Origin of the sequence: Heyndrickxia shackletonii, assembly GCF_001420715.1 — a bacterium.
Lineage (GTDB): Bacteria > Bacillota > Bacilli > Bacillales > Bacillaceae_C > Margalitia > Margalitia shackletonii.
Window position 1 is genome coordinate 1,001,008 of record NZ_LJJC01000004.1, and the last position, 18,331, is coordinate 1,019,338.

Here is an 18,331-nt window from a genome sequence, read left to right on the forward strand (position 1 = left end):
TCAAATTATGAAAGCAATCGTTCATGCGGAAAAAGATGGTTTTGACGGATTATCTTTGTGCGAAGTGGAAGAAAAAACTCCAAAAGCAGGGGAGGTTAGAGTGAAGCTAAAAGCAGCAGGGTTAAACCACCGAGATTTATTTGTAGTCCTTAACCGGCACAAGCATACGGATCCGCCATTAATCGTTGGATCTGATGGAGCCGGAGTGGTCGATGCCATTGGAGAAGGAGTTACAAGCGTTAAGATTGGCGACGAAGTAATGATCAACCCAAGTTTAGGGTGGAAAGAGAAAAGTGATGCGCCGCCAGTCGGATTCGACATTCTTGGACATCCCACTGATGGTACTTTTTCAGAGAAAATTGTTGTTCCTGCAGAAAACGTGGTGACAAAACCTGCCTATTTAACATGGGAAGAAGCTGGCGTTTTATCACTGGCTGCTTTAACTGCATACCGTGCTTTATTTACAAGAGGGAAAGTGCAATCTGGAATGAAGGTACTTATTCCGGGCATTGGAAGTGGGGTAGCAACTTTTATGCTGCAATTTGCAAAGGCAGCAGGCGCAACTGTATATGTAACGTCGCGTTCAAAGGAAAAAGGTGAAAAAGCCCTTGAGATTGGTGCAGATAAAGCGATTGACAGCAACGGCGACTGGGACATGGAGTTAAATGGGGAGAAAATGGATTTAATTATCGATTGTGTTGGGGCAGCAACGATTAATAAATCCCTAAAGCAATTGCGTCAAGGCGGGACCATCGTTACGTTCGGATCCTCAACAGGAGATATGATTCAGCTAAATCTTCGTGAATTCTTCTACGGTCAATTTAACCTGCTGGGTTCCACAATGGGAAGCGGAGAAGAATACAAAGAAATGATAGCATTTATGGAAAAATATCAAATCAGACCGGTAGTGGATCAAGTTTTTCCACTTGAACAATACAAGGAAGCATTTAGTCGTTTGGAAACCGGCAAACAACTGGGGAAAATCGGATTTTATATTGGTTAATGGGACGGAGGGTCAAACCCCTCGTCCCATTTTTTTGTGGGTTAGGGGGAGAGGTAACTCATCCTATTTTTTTACAAGTTCCATCCCGTCTCCTAATTTAATATGCTTAAAAGCTGGTTCAATGAGAATGAATGATAAGCGTCCTTTTTAGTTATGATGCCTAATTTCCATAGGAGAGTAGGCTCTTTTATAGGGATCATTTTGACATTAGGATGGTTTTGTTTGTAAAAAATCGATTTCGGTAATAAGGCTATTCCCATTTTGGAAGAAACAAGTTCGACAAGTAAATCCCATTGACTGCTTTCGTAAGAAACATTCGCTTCAAAACCTACTTCATTACATGCTTTTTTTACGTAGTCATGCAATGTAAAATCCTCCGAAAAGAGAACAAATCTTTCATCTTTCAGTTCTGTTAATAAAACTTCCTTTCTATTAGAAAGTGGGTGTTCCTCGTATATAAATAAAACAAATTCGTCCGTAATATAAGGATATACTTTAAATTTTTCTTCATCAGCCGGCAAGACAATAATACCTAAATCTATTTGGGCATCCTCAACAAGCTCGGCAATCCGTTTGGCTCCCAATTCCACAAGCTGAAGCTTTACTTTTGGGTACTTCGCATGGAATTTCCTTGCAATATCAGGGAAAAAGAGAGTACCAATAAGGGGAGGGATGCCAATCTTAATTTCTCCCGTTTCCAGGTCTCTTAGTTCATCCAAAAGAATATTTAATTCGTATAGCGGGGCAAGAGCTTTCCGGCCTTGCTGATAAACAATTTTCCCGGCATCCGTTAATCTTAAGTGGCGAGTGGAGCGATCAAACAGTTCAACTTGAAGTTCTTCTTCGAGCTTTTTGACAATTTTACTGAGGGAGGGCTGTGATAAGTAAGAATGTTCCGCTGCTTTTGTAAAACTCATGTGGTCTGCTACTTCGATAAATAATTTTATTTCACGTAAATCCATCCATCACATTCTCCTATTTATTCCTTATTTTCATACTATTTATTCTATATATGTATTTTACTAATAAAAAAGAGGACTGTAAACTGAATGTTGAATCATTCAGAATTTTAAAAGCAATTAAAGGAGGCTATACGGGTGAAAAGTAGTAAAATTATGCATTCCTTTATGGAAGCGGTTTCAGATATTAAAGATGGAGCAACGATTATTGTGGGCGGATTTGGACTTTCAGGGATACCTGAATTTTCTATACAGGCACTTAAAGAGCAGGGAACGAAAGATTTAACCGTTGTCAGCAATAACTGCGGAGTGGATGATTGGGGACTGGGCTTACTTCTTGCTAACAAACAAATAAAAAAAATGGTGTCCTCCTATGTGGGTGAAAATAAAATTTTCGAGACTCAGTTTTTAAGTGGTGAACTGGAAGTGGAACTCGTGCCACAAGGTACACTGGCAGAACGAATTCGCGCTGGTGGTGCAGGTATTCCGGGCTTTTATACTGCAACAGGTGTTGGAACTCCTATTGCGGAAGGAAAGGAAACAAAAGAGTTTGATGGGAAAACGTATCTTTTGGAGCACGGCATTGTTGGCGATTTCGCGCTCGTGAAGGCATGGAAAGCGGATACTCTTGGAAACCTTGTGTATCGTAAGACAGCTCGTAATTTTAATCCATTAGCAGCGATGGCTGGAAAAATAACCATTGCAGAAGTAGAGGAAATCGTTGAGCCAGGGGAACTGGACCCAGATGAAATTCATACACCGGGCATTTTTGTGCAGCGTCTGTTGCTTGGAACGAATTATCAAAAGCGGATTGAACGCCGTACCGTTGTAAAAGCTTAATATTTTCATAGAATGGAGTGTCGAAAATGAAAGATTCACATCAAAAAATAGTAAGTAGAGCAGTGATGGAAATTAAAGATGGAATGAATGTTAATCTGGGCATCGGGATACCCACACTTGTAGCGAATGAAATCCCAGCTGACTTCAATGTTTTGCTGCAATCGGAAAATGGTTTGCTCGGAATCGGACCATATCCAGTAGAAGGCGAGGAGGACCCAGATTTAATCAATGCCGGAAAGGAAACAGTTACAGCCGTTCCGGGTGCATCGTTTTTTGATAGTGCGGAGTCATTTGCGATGATTCGCGGCGGCCATATTGATCTGGCTATTCTTGGAGGTATGGAAGTATCGGAACAAGGTGACTTGGCAAATTGGATGATTCCCGGGAAAATGGTAAAAGGCATGGGCGGTGCAATGGACCTTGTCAATGGTGCAAAACGAGTGATTGTCATAATGGAGCATGTAAATAAATTTGGTGAATCCAAAATTAAACGAGAATGCTCATTGCCGCTCACAGGAAAAAAAGTCGTGCATCGTTTAATTACAGAATTAGCCGTTTTTGACTTTACTCCAAATGGAATGGTGCTTATTGAAACGCAAGAAAATGTAACCGTTTCCGATGTGAAAGAGAAAACAGAAGCGGAGTTCACGGTGGCCCCGGAACTTTTAGCAGCACAATAAGATTAAGCAGGATGGAGGGACGGTTCTGTTGTTTCCAAAAAGGAGACAGCTCTATTTCTTAGAATAATATCTTTGCAGTAAATGGAACTAGGTCCTGTCCCTCTGTCTAATTATTTTAAATATTGGAGGGAAAATGATGCGTGATGTTGTGATTGTCAGTGCGGTGCGTACGGCGATTGGTCGTTATATGGGTGTGTTAAGTAACACACCGGCCACGGAGTTGGGTGCAATTGTGATTAAGGAAGCTGTAGAACGTGCAGGGATAAAAGGAGAGCAAGTGGATGAAGTAATCATGGGGAACGTGCTTCAAGCTGGTCTTGGTCAAGGTCCTGCACGTCAAGCTGCGATTCAAGCCGGTATACCAGTTGAAGTGACTTCCATGACGATCAATAAACTATGCGGTTCCGGTCTAAAAGCTGTTCATCTTGCCACTCAGGCTATTCAAACAGGCGATGCAGAGATTGTCGTAGCTGGCGGCATGGAAAATATGAGTATGGCGCCATACTTGCTGATGGATGCACGTTCAGGATACCGGATGGGAGATGGGAAAATCTTCGACAGTATGCTCGTTGACGGATTGCATTGCTCCATCAACTCCTATCATATGGGGGTTACGGCAGAAAACATTGCAGAGCAATATCAATTAAGCAGAGAGGAACAAGATGAATTTGCTGCTTGGAGCCAGCAAAAAACAGAGAATGCAATCAATGCAGGGAAATTTAAAGATGAGATTGTTCCCGTCGTGATTCCGCAAAGAAAAGGTGATCCGATTATTTTTGATACGGACGAATTCCCGCGTTCAGGAGTAACAACAGAAAATCTCGCGAAATTAAAACCAGCATTTAAACAAAATGGAACAGTTACAGCTGGAAATGCTTCTGGTATCAATGATGGTGCTGCAGCATTAGTACTGATGAGCAGGGAAAAAGCGAAAGAACTGGGCATCAAACCGATGGCAGTAATCCGTGGCAATGGAACAGCAGGTGTTGATCCGAAAATCATGGGAATTGGACCTGTACCAGCAACAAAAAAGGCACTTGAAAAAGCAGGACTCACTATTGATGATATGGATCGCATTGAAGCAAATGAGGCGTTTGCCGCACAATCATTAGCGGTCGGGCGCGAACTTCAAATACCACGGGATAAACTGAATGTAAATGGCGGCGCAATTGCCCTTGGACATCCGATTGGTGCAAGCGGTGCACGAATCTTAGTAACCTTATTACATGAGATGAAACATAGTGACGCGCGCTTAGGCTTGGCTACACTTTGTATTGGCGGCGGCCAAGGTATTTCAACCATTGTGGAGATGGAGAAATAGAAGAATGGAATATCTCCTTATATGGCAGAGATCTTCACAAATTACATTAAATATTTTTAAATACGGGGGATGTATATGGTTAGTTCGATAACAAAGTTTTTTTCTAAAATAGTGGAACGGTATTTACCGGATCCACTGATCTTCGCAATGATTTTGACAATTATTGTCTTTATCCTTAGTGTGACGATTACCCCAAGCACTCCGATAGACGTTGTTCAGATGTGGGGAGATGGATTCTGGGGACTGCTTGCTTTTTCTATGCAGATGGCTTTAGTTCTTGTAACAGGACATGCCTTGGCTAGTTCGCCGCTGTTAAGAAGGGGAATGGGCAAAATGGCTTCACTCGCGCATACCCCTGCTCAAGGTGTCATGCTTGTTACATTTATGTCTACTTTTTGCTGTATTATTAACTGGGGCTTCGGATTAGTAGTCGGTGCTTTATTTGCTCGTGAAGTAGCTCGCCGTATTCCAAAAGTAGATTACCGATTATTAATTGCCAGTGCTTATATGGGATTTTTGGCTTGGCATGGAGGTCTGTCTGGTTCAGTGCCATTAGCGGCAGCGACGGAAGGAAACCCAGTGGAAAAACTTGCGGGACTCATTCCTATTTCTCAAACATTACTAACACCTTATAATATTTTTATTACAGTTGCTATTTTACTTACATTGCCAATCTTAACTAAGCTTATGATACGGCCGGAAAATGAAATTGTAGCAATCGATCCAAAGCTATTGAAGGAGGATCCGCCAACTTCTAGGAAATTGCCGCCTAATGCAAGTATTGCCGAAAAGCTGGAGGAAAGCAGAATTCTTGCTTATATCATTGGTCTTCTTGGAATTGTATATTTTATTTTCTATTTCTCTCATAACGGATTTAATATAAATATTAATATAGTAAATCTTATTTTCTTTATTCTTGGTATTATACTGCATGGAACACCAATGTCTTATATGCGAGCGGTTCAAAGGGCAATTGGCGGTACAGCAGGTATTTTGGTGCAGTTTCCATTTTATGCGGGTATTCAAATTATGATGGAACAATCAGGCTTAGGGGAAAGCATTACACATTTCTTTGTAGCAATCTCTAATGTACACACATTCCCGCTATTAACATTCTTAAGTTCTGGAATTGTTAACTTGGCTGTCCCTTCTGGCGGAGGACACTGGGTTGTGCAAGGTCCATATGTCATTTCAGCTGCAAAGGAAATTGGAGCTAATCTAGGAAAAGCTACCATGGCCATTGCATATGGAGAAGCTTGGATGAATATGGCTCAACCGTTTTGGGCGCTTCCTGCATTAGCCATTGCAGGTCTGAAAGCAAGGGATATCATGGGATTCTGTCTCACAGCGTTAATTTATTCCGGTATTATATTTATAGTTGGTTTGTATTTCTTTTAATAGTTAGATATGTATTTTTAAAAAAGATGTCTTAAAAGGATTTCTCTCTTTTGGGACATCTTTTTTATTATTTTAATAGAACTTCTATCTTATCCTCTGTACCAAATTCCCTATTTGCTAGTCCCGAAATTAGTTGAAAAATTCGTGCCACCTTATACTTCATTATAGTAAAGGACTAAATTCCTATTACAATAGAATCAATAATCAAAACCTTCGCAAAATATATTGATTTCAGAAAAATGTAAATATATAATACCAATAATATTCCTTTTTCCGATATTATTTTGTTAAAAATGTATCTAAAAACAGAGTGAAGTATCAAGTTAGCAACCTCTTTATAGTGCTAATTTACTATTCCGGTATCGAAAGGGGGTATTTTATGAGCGTTGAAATTGATGATTTGGATCGCGGTATCATTAAAGAATTATCGGTGGACGGCCGGATGTCTTTTAAAGAAATAGCCGGTAGGCTGAATGTAACAGAGAAAACTATTAGACTTCGCTATAAAAGTTTAATAGAAAAAGAAATTTTTGAAGTGGTAGGGGTTGTGAATCCGATCGCGTTGGGTCTAAAGTCAGGCGCAATCATTCAAATAAAGGTAAAACCGGATTCTATCCCAAGTGTAATAGAAGAATTAAAAAAAATAAAGGTGATCCGCTACATCACTCTAACATCGGGAGATTATCCGCTGCTCGTACAAATTGCCGTCTCTGATCAACAGGAAATAACTAATATTGTTTTAAAGCTCAATCAAATTCAAGATATAACAGAAACGAACAGCATTGTACAGCTTGGTGTGTATAAAAATACATTTGAGTACATATGATGTTGAGCCTTCAGTCATCAGTGAAAGAAATTGGGTGCCATCACGCATTGTTACGGGAGAGACGAAAGTACCCGAGGAAGTGCTCTATTGCTGCAAACGGTCACGATGAAGAGGTGAAAGTGCCCGAAACCGTGCCCCATCGCCTCAAACGGTCACGATAAAAAGCTGAACGTACCTAAACCCATGTTTAAACTTATAAAACGAACGTGGAGGAAAATGGATTTTCGCGAAATCAAAATTTGATAAAAAGAACGGGCAATTGTCTCCTTATTTCAAATATTAAACTGTGAAAAGGAAACTGAATCTCCATCCAGCTTGTTCGATACCAATTCGACTTTAATGCGGTACCCAATTGTTTTAATAAAGAATTCAAAACTTTGATAGGAGGTGTACATGGTGTACATTTTAAAACGTTTCCTTACGATGTTTTTGACGATTTGGGTGATTGCCACCTTGACGTTTGTCATTATGAAGTGTATTCCTGGGGATCCATTTGCGTCCGATGCTAATGTGCTTCCGAAAGAAGTGCTGGAAAATATCCGGGCTAAGTACAACTTGGACAAGCCTATCCCTGTCCAGTATGCACTGTACTTAAAAAACTTAGTTACTTTTGATTTAGGGCCATCTACACAATCAGAAACCAGAACGGTAAATGACATTATATCTACCGGTTTTCCGATATCTGCCACTTTAGGACTTCAAGCAATTGTACTAGCTTTATTCTTTGGACTTTTATTAGGAATTATCGCAGCACTAAATCATAATAGGTTCCTTGATTACACGGCGATGGTGATCGCGATTATCGGAATATCGGTACCGAGTTTTATCCTGGCCCCATTATTAATTAAGTTTGTGGCAGTGAAGTGGAGGCTGTTGCCGGTTGCCTCATGGGGAACGTGGGATCACACGATTCTTCCATGTATCGCTCTCGCGGCAACACCGCTCGCAGTCGTTGCCCGATTCATGCGCTCCAGCATGATTGAGGTGATGAATCAAAATTACATGAAGACTGCGGACGCAAAAGGATTGTCGACTACAAAGCTAGTCATCAAGCACGGTGTCAGAAATGCAATCCTTCCAGTCGTTACGTTTATTGGTCCGTTATTTGCAGCATTGCTTACCGGTACATTTGTCATTGAAAAAATATTTGCGATACCGGGATTAGGTCGATACTTTGTCGACAGTATTTTCAATCGGGATTATCCAGTCATTATGGGTGTCACAGTATTCTATAGTGCCATTCTTGTGGTGACGTTGTTTTTAATTGATATTTCATACCGAATTATTGATCCGAGAATTAAGCTTTCGAGTAAGGGGGATTAACATGATAGAAAAAAATATAGAGCAATCCCTATTTCGGCCCGCTGATCCGAAGCGACTCATGCATGATACTATTCAGCGGCCAAGCTTAAGTGCGTGGAAGGACGCGCTCTTAAAAATTATCAAAAATAAGCTTGCTATCCTAGGATTCTCCCTTTTAGTCATCATCGTTTTTTTTGCTATTTTTGGTCCATCCATGGTCCCTTACAGCCCATCGGAGCAAAGCTTAACAAAAGCGAACTTAGCTCCGTCAGGAAGCCACTGGTTTGGAACGGATGATTTAGGGAGAGATATGTGGGCACGTACATGGTATGGTGCACGTGTTTCCTTGACCATCGGACTAGTTGCAGCACTAATTGATTTACTCATCGGAGTTGTGGTTGGAGGTATCTCTGGCTATATGGCCGGACGCGGCAAAAAAGGCGACCGCATTGATATGACGTTAATGCGGATTGTCGAAATTTTATACGGCATTCCATATTTGCTGATTGTTATTTTGTTAATGGTCATCATGGAGCCAGGGATAAAAGCAATTATTATTGCACTTTCCGTAACAGGTTGGGTTGGAATGGCACGGATTATTCGCGGTCAAATTTTACAGCTGAAATCACAGGAATATGTGTTAGCTGCGGAAAAACTTGGTACATCCCATTCAAAAATCATCCTAAAGCATTTGATACCAAATACGTTGGGGATTATTATCGTAAACCTAACCTTCACTATTCCCCAGGCTATATTTGCAGAGTCATTCTTAAGCTTCCTAGGGTTAGGTGTTCAAGCCCCGTTTGCAAGCTGGGGAACAATGGCGAATGATGCATTAGGCGTAATTTTAAGCGGGCAATGGTGGAGATTATTCTTCCCGGGCTTTCTGATTTCGTTAACGATGTTTGCCTTTAACTCGTTTGGCGATGGGGTTCAGGATGCGCTTGATCCAAGAAGCAGCGATTAGGAGGTGAGAAAATGGAACACTTATTGGAGGTATCGAATTTAGAGGTTAATTTTAAAACCTACGGAGGTGAGGTCCAGGCTGTTCGAGATGTTTCCTTTCATGTTGAAAAAGGCGAAATCATGGCAATCGTTGGGGAAAGCGGCAGCGGAAAAAGCGTTACAGTTCAAACGATTATGGACCTGATTCCAACCCCACCGGGAAAAATTAAAGGTGGAAAAATTCTTTTTCAAGGAAAAGATCTGTTAAAGCTTTCAAAAAAGGAAATGCGCAAATTAAAAGGTTCGAAGATTAGTATGGTATTCCAGGATCCGATGACCTCGTTGAATCCAACGATGAAGGTCGGGAAACAAATTGAGGAGTCCATTCTCAACCATCAGCAAGTAACCAAAGGACAAGCCAGGAAAAAAGCAGTGGAAATGATCAAGCTAGTGGGAATTCCGAATCCGGAAGAACGGTATCATCAATATCCCCATGAATTTAGTGGTGGTATGCGGCAAAGAGCCATGATTGCAATCGCGTTGGCTTGTAATCCAGAACTGCTAATCGCAGATGAACCGACAACCGCGCTCGATGTGACGATCCAAGCACAGGTTCTGAATTTGATGAAGGACTTACAGGAAAAAACGAATACAGCCATCATTTTAATTACTCATGATTTAGGAGTGGTGGCAGAAACAGCGCAAAGAGTTGCCGTTATGTACGCAGGCGTAATTGTCGAAACAGGCAGTGTGGAGGATATTTTTGAATCTCCAAAGCATCCTTACACATGGGGCCTGTTAGAATCGATTCCAAATTTCGAGGCTGAGGAAAAGGAAAGGCTGATTCCGATAGAAGGTTCACCGCCGGATCTTTTTAATCCGCCAAAGGGATGTCCATTTGCCGCCCGCTGCAAGTATGCGATGGAGGTTTGCGTCGATCATATGCCGCCTGAGTTTGAAATAGAAAACGGTCATACGGCAAAATGCTGGTTAAATGATGAACGTGCACCAAAAATTCATGACTTAGTGGCAGCAGGGAGGGAGCAAAATGAGTGAAGCCTTATTGGAAGTGAAAAATCTTAAAAAATACTTTCATATTAAAAAGGATCAAACTGTTAAATCTGTAGATGATATTTCTTTTTACATTCGCAAGGGTGAGACGTTTGGACTTGTAGGAGAGAGCGGGAGCGGAAAGTCCACATTAGGGAAAACGATTGTCGGGTTACAGTCTCCCAGCTCTGGAAGTATTTTTTACAATGATCAAGATTTCGGAAAGCTAGATTCCAAGAAACGAAAAATCGTGAATAAAGAGATGCAAATAATTTTCCAAGATCCGCATGCCTCCCTTAATCCACGTATGAGAGTCGGAGATATAATAGCCGAGGGAATCGATGCTTATAAATTGGCTAAAGGTGCAGAACGTCAAAACCGAATCTATGAATTGCTTGAAAAAGTTGGATTGAGTCCCACTCATGCAAAAAGATACCCGCATGAATTCAGCGGGGGGCAAAGACAGCGGATTGGAATTGCCAGAGCACTCGCCGTCCAGCCGAAATTTATCGTCGCGGATGAGCCGATTTCTGCTCTGGATGTCTCGATTCAGGCACAAGTGATTAATTTGCTGGATGATTTGAAGGAGCAGGAAGGCTTAACCTATCTTTTTATCGCTCATGATTTAGGAATGGTGAAGCATATCAGTGACCGCATTGGCGTGATGTATTTAGGGAAAATGATGGAGCTGTCTGACAGCCATGAGCTATTTGTCAATCCATTGCATCCTTATACACAAGCACTTTTGTCGGCCATTCCAGTAGCAAATCCTAAGGCAGTTAAGAGAGAACGGATTGTATTGGGAGGGGACCCACCAAGTCCCGTGAATCCACCGCAAGGGTGTCGTTTTTCTACGAGATGTCCGCATGCAATGGAAATCTGCTCTCTAACTTCACCGGAATGGAAGGAAGTCCAACCGAACCATTGGACAGCCTGTCATTTATATAAGTAATGAAGAACAAATGTGCAAGCACACCAGCTCTAGCGTACGGATTTCGAAGTCACAGACGAGATAAAAGGTAGTTCAAAGCTAATGTTTTACCCCGTAGAAATCCGCTAGACAATGGCTGCTTGCGGCTAGACGTGGACAATTTTATAAAAGATAAAAATGGAGGGGAATTAAGATGAAAAAATGGTTAATTATGCTGGTTGCCATGCTTGCATTGTCCAGTGTTTTGGCTGGATGTGGCGGCGATAAAGCAACGTCAGGAAACAGTAAAGATGTGAAGCAAGAAATGACGGTTGGGATGACTGCGGAGCCGCCAGCTCTCGATCCTGCACTTGCAACCGATACAACCTCAGGCTGGGTATTAAACCATACATTTGAAGGATTATATACGAAGGATAAAAAAGGGGAAATTGTACCTGGTTTAGCGAAGGATACAAAGGTTTCGGATGATGGAAAAACGTATACTTTTACTATTCGCGACGATGCAAAATGGTCTGATGGTACACCAGTAACAGCACAGGATTTTGAATATTCATGGAAACGAGTGCTTAATCCTGAAACAGGAAGTTCCTTTGCTTTTTATCTTTACTATATAAAAGGAGCAGAAGCATATAACAAGGGAAAAGGCTCCGCTGATCAAGTCGGAGTAAAAGCAGTTGATGATCATACATTGCAGGTAGAACTAAATGCACCGCTTGCTTACTTCAATAAATTGCTGGCTATGTATACTTTCTATCCAGTGAAAAAGGATTTAGTAGAGAAAAATAAAAATTGGGCTGCAGATGCGAAAAACTATGTAAGTAACGGTGCCTTCAAAATGACAGATTGGAAGCATAATAGTCAAGTAGTTATTGAGAAAAACGATAAGTATTATGGACAAAAAGATGTAAGCTTGAAAAAGATTACCTTTAAAATCGTGCCAGATGCGACAACTTACTACCAAATGTATAAGACAGGCGAGTTAGATTTTATCATGACATTGCCATCTGATGCACTGGAAGCAGAAAAAAATAATAAAGAATTTAAAGAAGTACCTTATTTCGGAACCTATATGATTATGTTTAATGTTAATAAAGAGCCATTCACCAATGCAAAAATCCGTCGCGCATTTGCAATGTCCATTGATCGTAAAACACTTACGGATAACGTAACAAAAGCTGGTGAAATTCCAGCATACGGCATGGTTCCTCCTGGTGTTAAAACACCAAATGGCGGCGACTTCCGTGAAGAAGGCGGAAACTATTTCAAAGAAGATGCTGCGGAAGCTAAGAAGCTTTTACAAGAAGGAATGAAGGAAGAAGGCTGGTCTACTCTTCCAAACGTAACATTGCTATATAACACTGCAGAAAACAACAAAAAAATCGCCGAAGCTGTACAAGAAATGGTGAAGAAAAATCTTGGGGTGGACATCAAGGTAAACAATCAAGAATGGAAAACATACTTGGATACAACGCATCAGCAAAACTTCCAAATGGCACGTATGGGTTGGATTGGTTCCTTTGTAGACCCAGTAATTATGCTTGATTACTACTTAGGTGACAGCCCGAACAATCGTACAGGCTGGGTAAATAAGAAATATGATGACATAATGGCAAAATCAAAAGTGGAACAAGACGAAACAAAACGCTTTGAATTATTGCACCAAGCAGAAGATGTTTTAATGCAGGACATGCCATTTATGCCAGTTTATTTCTACACAAACACATTCTTAGTATCATCTAAATTCAGCAACATTGCCTATTACTTGGAAAGCAGCCCTTCCTTCAAGTGGGCAAAGAAAACAAGTAATTAAGGGACGGTTCTTCAGTCCTAAGTGGGAAGGGGAGATCAGTGCCTTTTCCCACTTTATTCAGTTATTTAGTATCATTCATCAATCGAATCGAGATAAGAAGTTGAGGTGACAGACAGGATGAAAAAACATTTACTGCTAAGTTGTATATCGTTTTGTATTTTAATAGGATACAAGATATGGGCAGGTGGCACACTATTAACCTGGATTAATAGCACCTTTTTAGTAGGAATCATCGCGCTGGTTGCAGCAGTTACCATAAACATTTGGAAATCAGGGTTTTTAACCTTGTTAACAGATGGGTTTAAACTTTTGGGAAATATGATCACACCAAAAACGAGATCTGCTGAACGCGCCGATTACCTGATGAAAAATGATCCTGGGCTTAACCAATGGAAGAGCGATGTGACAAAGTGGTTAGCCTATATGTGTACGAACCTCGCTGTTATCTCTTTATCGATTTCGGTGATTAGTTTAATTGCCTATTATTATTAAAAACAAACCCTACACAAAGTAAAAAGACGACTTGTGTGGGGTTTGTTTTATTTAAAATTCATAGGTAAAAAAATCCATTTTTCCCTATAATTTAGTTCAAGTTAAATGCACTGTTTACCAAAATGTTGTTTTTTTGAAATAACATTTTAAGAAAAAAAGCCAAAAATGTCCATGAAGGGTGCCTGACACCAACTATTGACGAAATGGTGTTTAAGTGGTTAACTGGTAATGACAACACTACAACAGAATTTTCTGAAAGGTGAGGTGATTGATAAAAAAGCCAGGTGGCTTATTTTTAATGATGTGCATTTGAGAAGCTTGTCTATGCCATTAAATTAAAAAAATGGATACAACACTATATTCTATTTCAAAAGAAGTTTAAAATTTTCATTATGTACGAAAAAATGAAAAAAATAAAAAGGGTAGGGGTGGAGACATTGTTTATAAACAAAACAGAAGAACAATTAAAAGAGCTTGGCGTTTATCACACACATAAAGAAATCTCTCATCAACCCGCGCTCTGGGGGGAAACATATCAGTACATCCAACGCGAAAAGGATCGAATTCAAGCATTTTTTCACGCCATCACAGCAAAGTATGAGTCTGTCAAAGTTATTTTAACAGGGGCGGGAACATCCGCATTTGTTGGCGATACCGTTGAGCCGTATTTAACAAAAGTATGTGAGAATAAAGCATTTACGATTCACAGCATTCCGACTACCAATATTGTTTCGAATCCGGGGTATTATTTAGAGGAGAATATGCCAACGATTATGGTTTCGTTCGCAAGATCCGGAAATAGCCCTGAAAGTGTTGCTGCAGTTGAATTGGGGGAGCAAATCGTTAAGGATTTTTACTCCATCCACATTACCTGCAATCCTGACGGTTTTTTAGCGAAAAAGCCAGACATCAGAAATAGAACATTATTGCTGGTAATGCCAGAAGGCAGCAATGATGAAAGCTTTGCAATGACAAGCAGCTTTACATGCATGATGCTAAGTGTATTGCTAATATTTCAAATGGATAGATTGAATACATTGGAAGACAATGTTAATTGGATTATGGATACAGGTAATAATGTTTTCGAACATTCGCTTCCGACTTTAAAGGAATTATCGTCCATTCCATTTACAAGTCTTATTTATTTAGGCTCTGGTACGCTTCTAGGACTGTCACATGAAGCATCTTTAAAAATGCTTGAGTTAACAGATGGGAATGTATTTACATATTTTGAATCGCCATTAGGCTTCCGTCATGGTCCGAAAACACTTTTGAATGATAAAAATCTTACAGTTGTTTTTATCAGCAGCAATCCATATACCCAGAAATATGATTTAGATATTTTAAAAGAGTTATATGCTGAAAAAAATAGATGCGGATTGAACGTGATGGCGATATCAAATCAATATATAAACGACGCAGAGGAAAACAGCGATTACTATTTAAGTATTAAAACAGAACTTGACATACCAGCTTCCCTAGATGATGTATGGCTATCCTTCCCATACATTATTTATGCGCAAATTCTTGCCGTCTATAAGTCCCTAAATTTGAAAATTACACCAGATAACCCTGTTCCGAATGGCAGTGTGAACCGTGTTGTGCAAGGAGTAACGATATATCCATTTGAATAATTGTTTTTCTTGTGAGTTATAGTTTCCCGTAAAGTAAAATCAGCGACATAGGTATACTTTAACTCACGTTGTCTTTGACCTTTTTAAAAGGAGAATAATGAAATGATTATAAGTGTTACGATGAACCCATCGGTAGATATTTCGTATAGATTAGAGGAATTTAGGCTAAATGGTGTGAATCGTGTGGAAAATGTCCTGAAAACGGCGGGCGGAAAAGGGCTGAATGTGGCAAGGGTGGTTCATTTGCTGAATTCGCCTGTTATGGCAACCGGTATTTTAGGCGGCACCATTGGAGACTTTATCGAAAGTCAGTTGCAGCTAGATGGAATTTCTCATGACTTTTTAAAAACCGATCAAGAATCCCGCAATTGTATTGCCATCCTTCATGACGGGAATCAGACAGAAATATTAGAAGCGGGCCCAACCTTTTCGAAACAAGAAGAGATGCAATTTTTGCAGCATTACTCCAAACTGCTGGAAAAGGGTGAAGTTGTGACGATTTCTGGTAGTCTTCCAAGAGGGCTGGAGGCGTCTTTATATTCTCAGATGATTTTATTAGCGAAGCAACAGCAAATTCCAGTGATACTAGATTGCTCTGAAAAAATTTTGAAGCAGGTTTTGGACTTTCAGGAAGCTAGACCTTTGGCTATTAAACCAAATATAGATGAGTTAAATGAATTACTAAACTTGCAGGTTTCCGCAGATGATATTAATGGGCTTAGAGAGGCGGTTTCACATTCATGCTTTAGCGGAATAGATTGGGTGCTGGTTTCTCTTGGAGCAAAAGGGGCTTTCATTAAGTATCTAGATGATTATTATTTTGCGAGAATCCCAAAAGTGCCGGTGGTGAATCCAGTTGGCTCAGGAGATTCGGTCGTTGCAGGATTGGCGGTAGCCATTTTACAGAAAAAAACGGTTGAAAATGTGATTAAAACAGCGATGACAACGGGTGTGCTGAATGCTATGGAAACACAGACAGGTTTTGTGAATTCAGAAAAGTTTGATTTTGTTTACAGCCAAATTGAGATACAAAAAATCATGTAGGGAGGGAACACCTTGTTAAAGTTAACTGAAAATAAACGAGAAGCTTTGAAGCGTCTGTCGGATGAAAATGGGATTATCGGTGCTCTGGCTATTGATCAGCGGGGCTCTTTGAAAAAAATGATAAGCAGCGCAAGTACCATTGATATTGGGGACAATGGAATTATAGACTTCAAAAAAATGGTAAGTAAAGAGCTGACAAAATATGCTTCTGCTATTCTACTAGACCCGGAATATGGACTGCCTGCAGCAGGAGTAAGGGATGTTCACGCAGGATTGCTGCTGGCTTATGAAAAAACGGGCTATGACGCAACGGTACCAGGACGATTGCCAGATTTGCTGGACGAATGGTCTGTTAAGAGATTAAAAGAAGCGGGGGCAGATGCTGTAAAATTTCTTTTATACTATGACGTGGACGAAGACGCAGCAATTAATAATATCAAACATGCATTTGTCGAGCGCTTAGGATCGGAATGTGTTGCCGAGGATATTCCATTTTTTCTTGAACTGGTTTCTTACGATGCAAAAAATGAGGATGTCAAAGGTGTTGAATATGCGAAAGTGAAGCCGCATAAGGTAAATGACATGATGCGGGAATTCTCAAAACCAAGATATCAAGTAGATGTTTTGAAGGTGGAGGTTCCTGTTAACATGAACTATGTGGAGGGTTTTTCAGCAGGAGAGGTTATTTATACAATAGAACAAGCGAAACAATACTTTAAAGAACAAAGTGATGCAACAGACTTGCCTTATATATATTTAAGTGCCGGAGTAAGCGCAGAGCTTTTCCGAGAAACGTTGGAATTCGCGGCCTCAGCTGGTGCAGAATTTAATGGTGTTCTTTGCGGTCGGGCAACATGGAAAAACGGTGTCCAACCATTCGCAGAACTAGGCGACGAAGCAGGCTGCCACTGGATGCAATCAGAAGGCAAGAAAAACATCACCGATTTAAATGAAGTCCTAAGGAAAACCGCAAAACCTTGGTTCACCAAAGCAGAAAAATGGTGTCAGGCACCACTCGTGGACAAATGAGGAATCTGTACGTAACAGGAGGACATATATTCATTGTCCATCGGTAGCGTACAAAATACCAAAATGTCCACTGAGGGTGCCTGACACCCTTATTTATAGAGGGAGCTTGGGATTTTAATTGTTGGGTTTCCTGCTGCGTAAGGTCCAACTTCGTATTCTTGAAAGATTAAATAGATGCCGCCTTTTGTAAAGTAAAATTGTGTGTTTTTGTTCACTGGTACATCACTTACTTTGTTAACAAAATAAGAGTAAGGTTCATGGCTGCTAAAGTATTTATAGGCATACTTTTGTACCTTCGCAAAGTTAGATTTAGTTTTCAATATATCACTGATTTTATATTGCTTGCCTGAAGACAGGCTGTAATTGTAGGAAGTCACTGCACTTATACCGTGTGCCCCGCCAGTGTACTGATAATCAGTATATAGAATACTAAGTTTCCCGCTTGTATTGTATTTTACTTTGTAAAGGGATTGATATTCATAATGGCAGGAGGAAGGGAAATCCTTACAATTCTTATCGCCTTTAGCCTCCTTCTCCTGTTTTTTTACCTCTAAGTATGCTTTATAGGATTTTTTTGCCGCACCTAAAAGGGAGGCGTTGATCTTCTTTTCAGCAGATTTACTAGTCAAACCAGATACTTGTGGATATTTTAAAAACTTTAACCCTTTGTATAGGTGCTGGCTTACGTTTGCCTTTGTCGTTGCGGCATTTGCTTCCGATTGGGAAGTGGTTACACCGAAAAGTAAGCCAAAAATGAAAGCAAAAGCGATGGATATTTTAAAAAACTTCATTTTCCTCATTTTATTCCTCCTTGTTTTGAATAACAGAAACATTATATAAATAATAATTTGTCCAATACAAGAACTATTTTCGTAACCTTTTGAAAAATAAATCAAAAACCGCACGAAAAACTTGCTGAACCGCACGAGTTTAGTGGCGAACTGCACAAAATACATGTTGAACCGCGCGAAACGTATCGGAAACCGCACGAATCGGGGAAATAGCCCCGTTTCTCCAAGCCAATTTTAAATAAAAGTGAGGATAGCTAGCATGCTATCCTCTACACC

At 40.3% G+C, this 18,331-nt stretch carries 17 protein-coding genes; 15 read left to right on the forward strand and 2 right to left on the reverse strand.

All coding sequences use genetic code 11. From position 1 onward, the window contains the following. Positions 1-7 precede the first annotated feature (7 nt). Positions 8-1,003, forward strand: a complete 996-nt coding sequence (locus AN964_RS04830; protein WP_055738613.1) for a zinc-binding dehydrogenase — start codon at positions 8-10, stop codon at positions 1,001-1,003. Between the two features lie 92 nt (positions 1,004-1,095). Here the strand turns inward: AN964_RS04830 and AN964_RS04835 are convergent, their stop codons facing one another. Beyond that, positions 1,096-1,965: a LysR family transcriptional regulator gene (locus AN964_RS04835; RefSeq protein WP_055738614.1), complete on the reverse strand. Its 870-nt coding sequence runs from the start codon at positions 1,963-1,965 to the stop codon at positions 1,096-1,098. Positions 1,966-2,118: 153 nt separating this feature from the next. Here AN964_RS04835 and AN964_RS04840 point away from each other — a divergent pair, with 153 nt between their 5' ends. From AN964_RS04840 to lacD, 14 genes are all read left to right on the forward strand, one after another. Beyond that, positions 2,119-2,802, forward strand: coding sequence for a CoA transferase subunit A (locus tag AN964_RS04840; RefSeq protein ID WP_161809281.1), 684 nt, complete (start codon positions 2,119-2,121; stop codon positions 2,800-2,802). A gap of 26 nt (positions 2,803-2,828) precedes the next feature. Further along, positions 2,829-3,482, forward strand: a complete 654-nt coding sequence (locus AN964_RS04845) for a CoA transferase subunit B (RefSeq protein ID WP_055738616.1) — start codon at positions 2,829-2,831, stop codon at positions 3,480-3,482. A gap of 133 nt (positions 3,483-3,615) precedes the next feature. After that, on the forward strand, positions 3,616-4,803 hold the full coding sequence (locus AN964_RS04850) for an acetyl-CoA C-acetyltransferase (protein ID WP_055738617.1): 1,188 nt from the start codon (positions 3,616-3,618) through the stop codon (positions 4,801-4,803). 75 nt (positions 4,804-4,878) lie between these two features. Further along, complete coding sequence (locus tag AN964_RS04855; protein WP_055738618.1) at positions 4,879-6,201, forward strand: TIGR00366 family protein; 1,323 nt, start codon at positions 4,879-4,881, stop codon at positions 6,199-6,201. Between the two features lie 379 nt (positions 6,202-6,580). Continuing rightward, a complete protein-coding gene (locus AN964_RS04860; RefSeq protein WP_055738619.1) occupies positions 6,581-7,027 on the forward strand; it encodes an Lrp/AsnC family transcriptional regulator in 447 nt (148 codons plus the stop codon). Positions 7,028-7,423: 396 nt separating this feature from the next. Next, positions 7,424-8,350 (forward strand): ABC transporter permease, encoded by a 927-nt coding sequence (locus tag AN964_RS04865; RefSeq protein ID WP_055741142.1) that lies wholly within the window; start codon positions 7,424-7,426, stop codon positions 8,348-8,350. A 1-nt stretch (position 8,351) separates the two neighbouring features. Beyond that, complete coding sequence (locus AN964_RS04870; RefSeq protein WP_055738620.1) at positions 8,352-9,296, forward strand: ABC transporter permease; 945 nt, start codon at positions 8,352-8,354, stop codon at positions 9,294-9,296. Between the two features lie 11 nt (positions 9,297-9,307). Continuing rightward, on the forward strand, positions 9,308-10,330 hold the full coding sequence (locus AN964_RS04875; RefSeq protein WP_055738621.1) for an ABC transporter ATP-binding protein: 1,023 nt from the start codon (positions 9,308-9,310) through the stop codon (positions 10,328-10,330). Continuing rightward, positions 10,323-11,276: an ABC transporter ATP-binding protein gene (locus AN964_RS04880; RefSeq protein WP_055738622.1), complete on the forward strand. Its 954-nt coding sequence runs from the start codon at positions 10,323-10,325 to the stop codon at positions 11,274-11,276. The genes AN964_RS04875 and AN964_RS04880 overlap by 8 nt, the downstream gene beginning before the upstream one ends. A 172-nt stretch (positions 11,277-11,448) precedes the next feature. Further along, on the forward strand, positions 11,449-13,065 hold the full coding sequence (locus AN964_RS04885) for a peptide ABC transporter substrate-binding protein (RefSeq protein WP_055738623.1): 1,617 nt from the start codon (positions 11,449-11,451) through the stop codon (positions 13,063-13,065). A gap of 117 nt (positions 13,066-13,182) precedes the next feature. Beyond that, on the forward strand, positions 13,183-13,557 hold the full coding sequence (locus AN964_RS04890) for a DUF3899 domain-containing protein (protein WP_055738624.1): 375 nt from the start codon (positions 13,183-13,185) through the stop codon (positions 13,555-13,557). A gap of 437 nt (positions 13,558-13,994) precedes the next feature. Further along, positions 13,995-15,191, forward strand: coding sequence for an SIS domain-containing protein (locus AN964_RS04895; RefSeq protein ID WP_055738625.1), 1,197 nt, complete (start codon positions 13,995-13,997; stop codon positions 15,189-15,191). Positions 15,192-15,293: 102 nt separating this feature from the next. After that, positions 15,294-16,235 (forward strand): hexose kinase, encoded by a 942-nt coding sequence (locus AN964_RS04900; RefSeq protein WP_055738626.1) that lies wholly within the window; start codon positions 15,294-15,296, stop codon positions 16,233-16,235. A gap of 12 nt (positions 16,236-16,247) precedes the next feature. After that, positions 16,248-17,264 (forward strand): tagatose-bisphosphate aldolase, encoded by a 1,017-nt coding sequence (lacD, locus tag AN964_RS04905; RefSeq protein ID WP_055738627.1) that lies wholly within the window; start codon positions 16,248-16,250, stop codon positions 17,262-17,264. A gap of 89 nt (positions 17,265-17,353) precedes the next feature. Here the strand turns inward: lacD and AN964_RS04910 are convergent, their stop codons facing one another. Next, positions 17,354-18,064 (reverse strand): DUF3298 and DUF4163 domain-containing protein, encoded by a 711-nt coding sequence (locus AN964_RS04910; protein ID WP_055738628.1) that lies wholly within the window; start codon positions 18,062-18,064, stop codon positions 17,354-17,356. Positions 18,065-18,331 lie beyond the last annotated feature (267 nt).

What these genes read in the sequence shown, in the direction of transcription:
- AN964_RS04870 (WP_055738620.1), top strand. Translation starts at nt 8,352, where the DNA reads ATGATAGAAAAAAATATAGAGCAATCCCTATTTCGGCCCGCTGATCCG.
- AN964_RS04890 (WP_055738624.1), top strand. Translation starts at nt 13,183, where the DNA reads ATGAAAAAACATTTACTGCTAAGTTGTATATCGTTTTGTATTTTAATA.
- AN964_RS04830 (WP_055738613.1), top strand. Translation starts at nt 8, where the DNA reads ATGAAAGCAATCGTTCATGCGGAAAAAGATGGTTTTGACGGATTATCT.
- AN964_RS04835 (WP_055738614.1), bottom strand. Translation starts at nt 1,965, where the DNA reads ATGGATTTACGTGAAATAAAATTATTTATCGAAGTAGCAGACCACATG.
- AN964_RS04855 (WP_055738618.1), top strand. Translation starts at nt 4,879, where the DNA reads ATGGTTAGTTCGATAACAAAGTTTTTTTCTAAAATAGTGGAACGGTAT.
- AN964_RS04875 (WP_055738621.1), top strand. Translation starts at nt 9,308, where the DNA reads ATGGAACACTTATTGGAGGTATCGAATTTAGAGGTTAATTTTAAAACC.
- AN964_RS04840 (WP_161809281.1), top strand. Translation starts at nt 2,119, where the DNA reads ATGCATTCCTTTATGGAAGCGGTTTCAGATATTAAAGATGGAGCAACG.
- AN964_RS04845 (WP_055738616.1), top strand. Translation starts at nt 2,829, where the DNA reads ATGAAAGATTCACATCAAAAAATAGTAAGTAGAGCAGTGATGGAAATT.
- AN964_RS04880 (WP_055738622.1), top strand. Translation starts at nt 10,323, where the DNA reads ATGAGTGAAGCCTTATTGGAAGTGAAAAATCTTAAAAAATACTTTCAT.
- AN964_RS04910 (WP_055738628.1), bottom strand. Translation starts at nt 18,064, where the DNA reads ATGAGGAAAATGAAGTTTTTTAAAATATCCATCGCTTTTGCTTTCATT.
- AN964_RS04850 (WP_055738617.1), top strand. Translation starts at nt 3,616, where the DNA reads ATGATGCGTGATGTTGTGATTGTCAGTGCGGTGCGTACGGCGATTGGT.
- AN964_RS04885 (WP_055738623.1), top strand. Translation starts at nt 11,449, where the DNA reads ATGAAAAAATGGTTAATTATGCTGGTTGCCATGCTTGCATTGTCCAGT.
- AN964_RS04860 (WP_055738619.1), top strand. Translation starts at nt 6,581, where the DNA reads ATGAGCGTTGAAATTGATGATTTGGATCGCGGTATCATTAAAGAATTA.
- AN964_RS04900 (WP_055738626.1), top strand. Translation starts at nt 15,294, where the DNA reads ATGATTATAAGTGTTACGATGAACCCATCGGTAGATATTTCGTATAGA.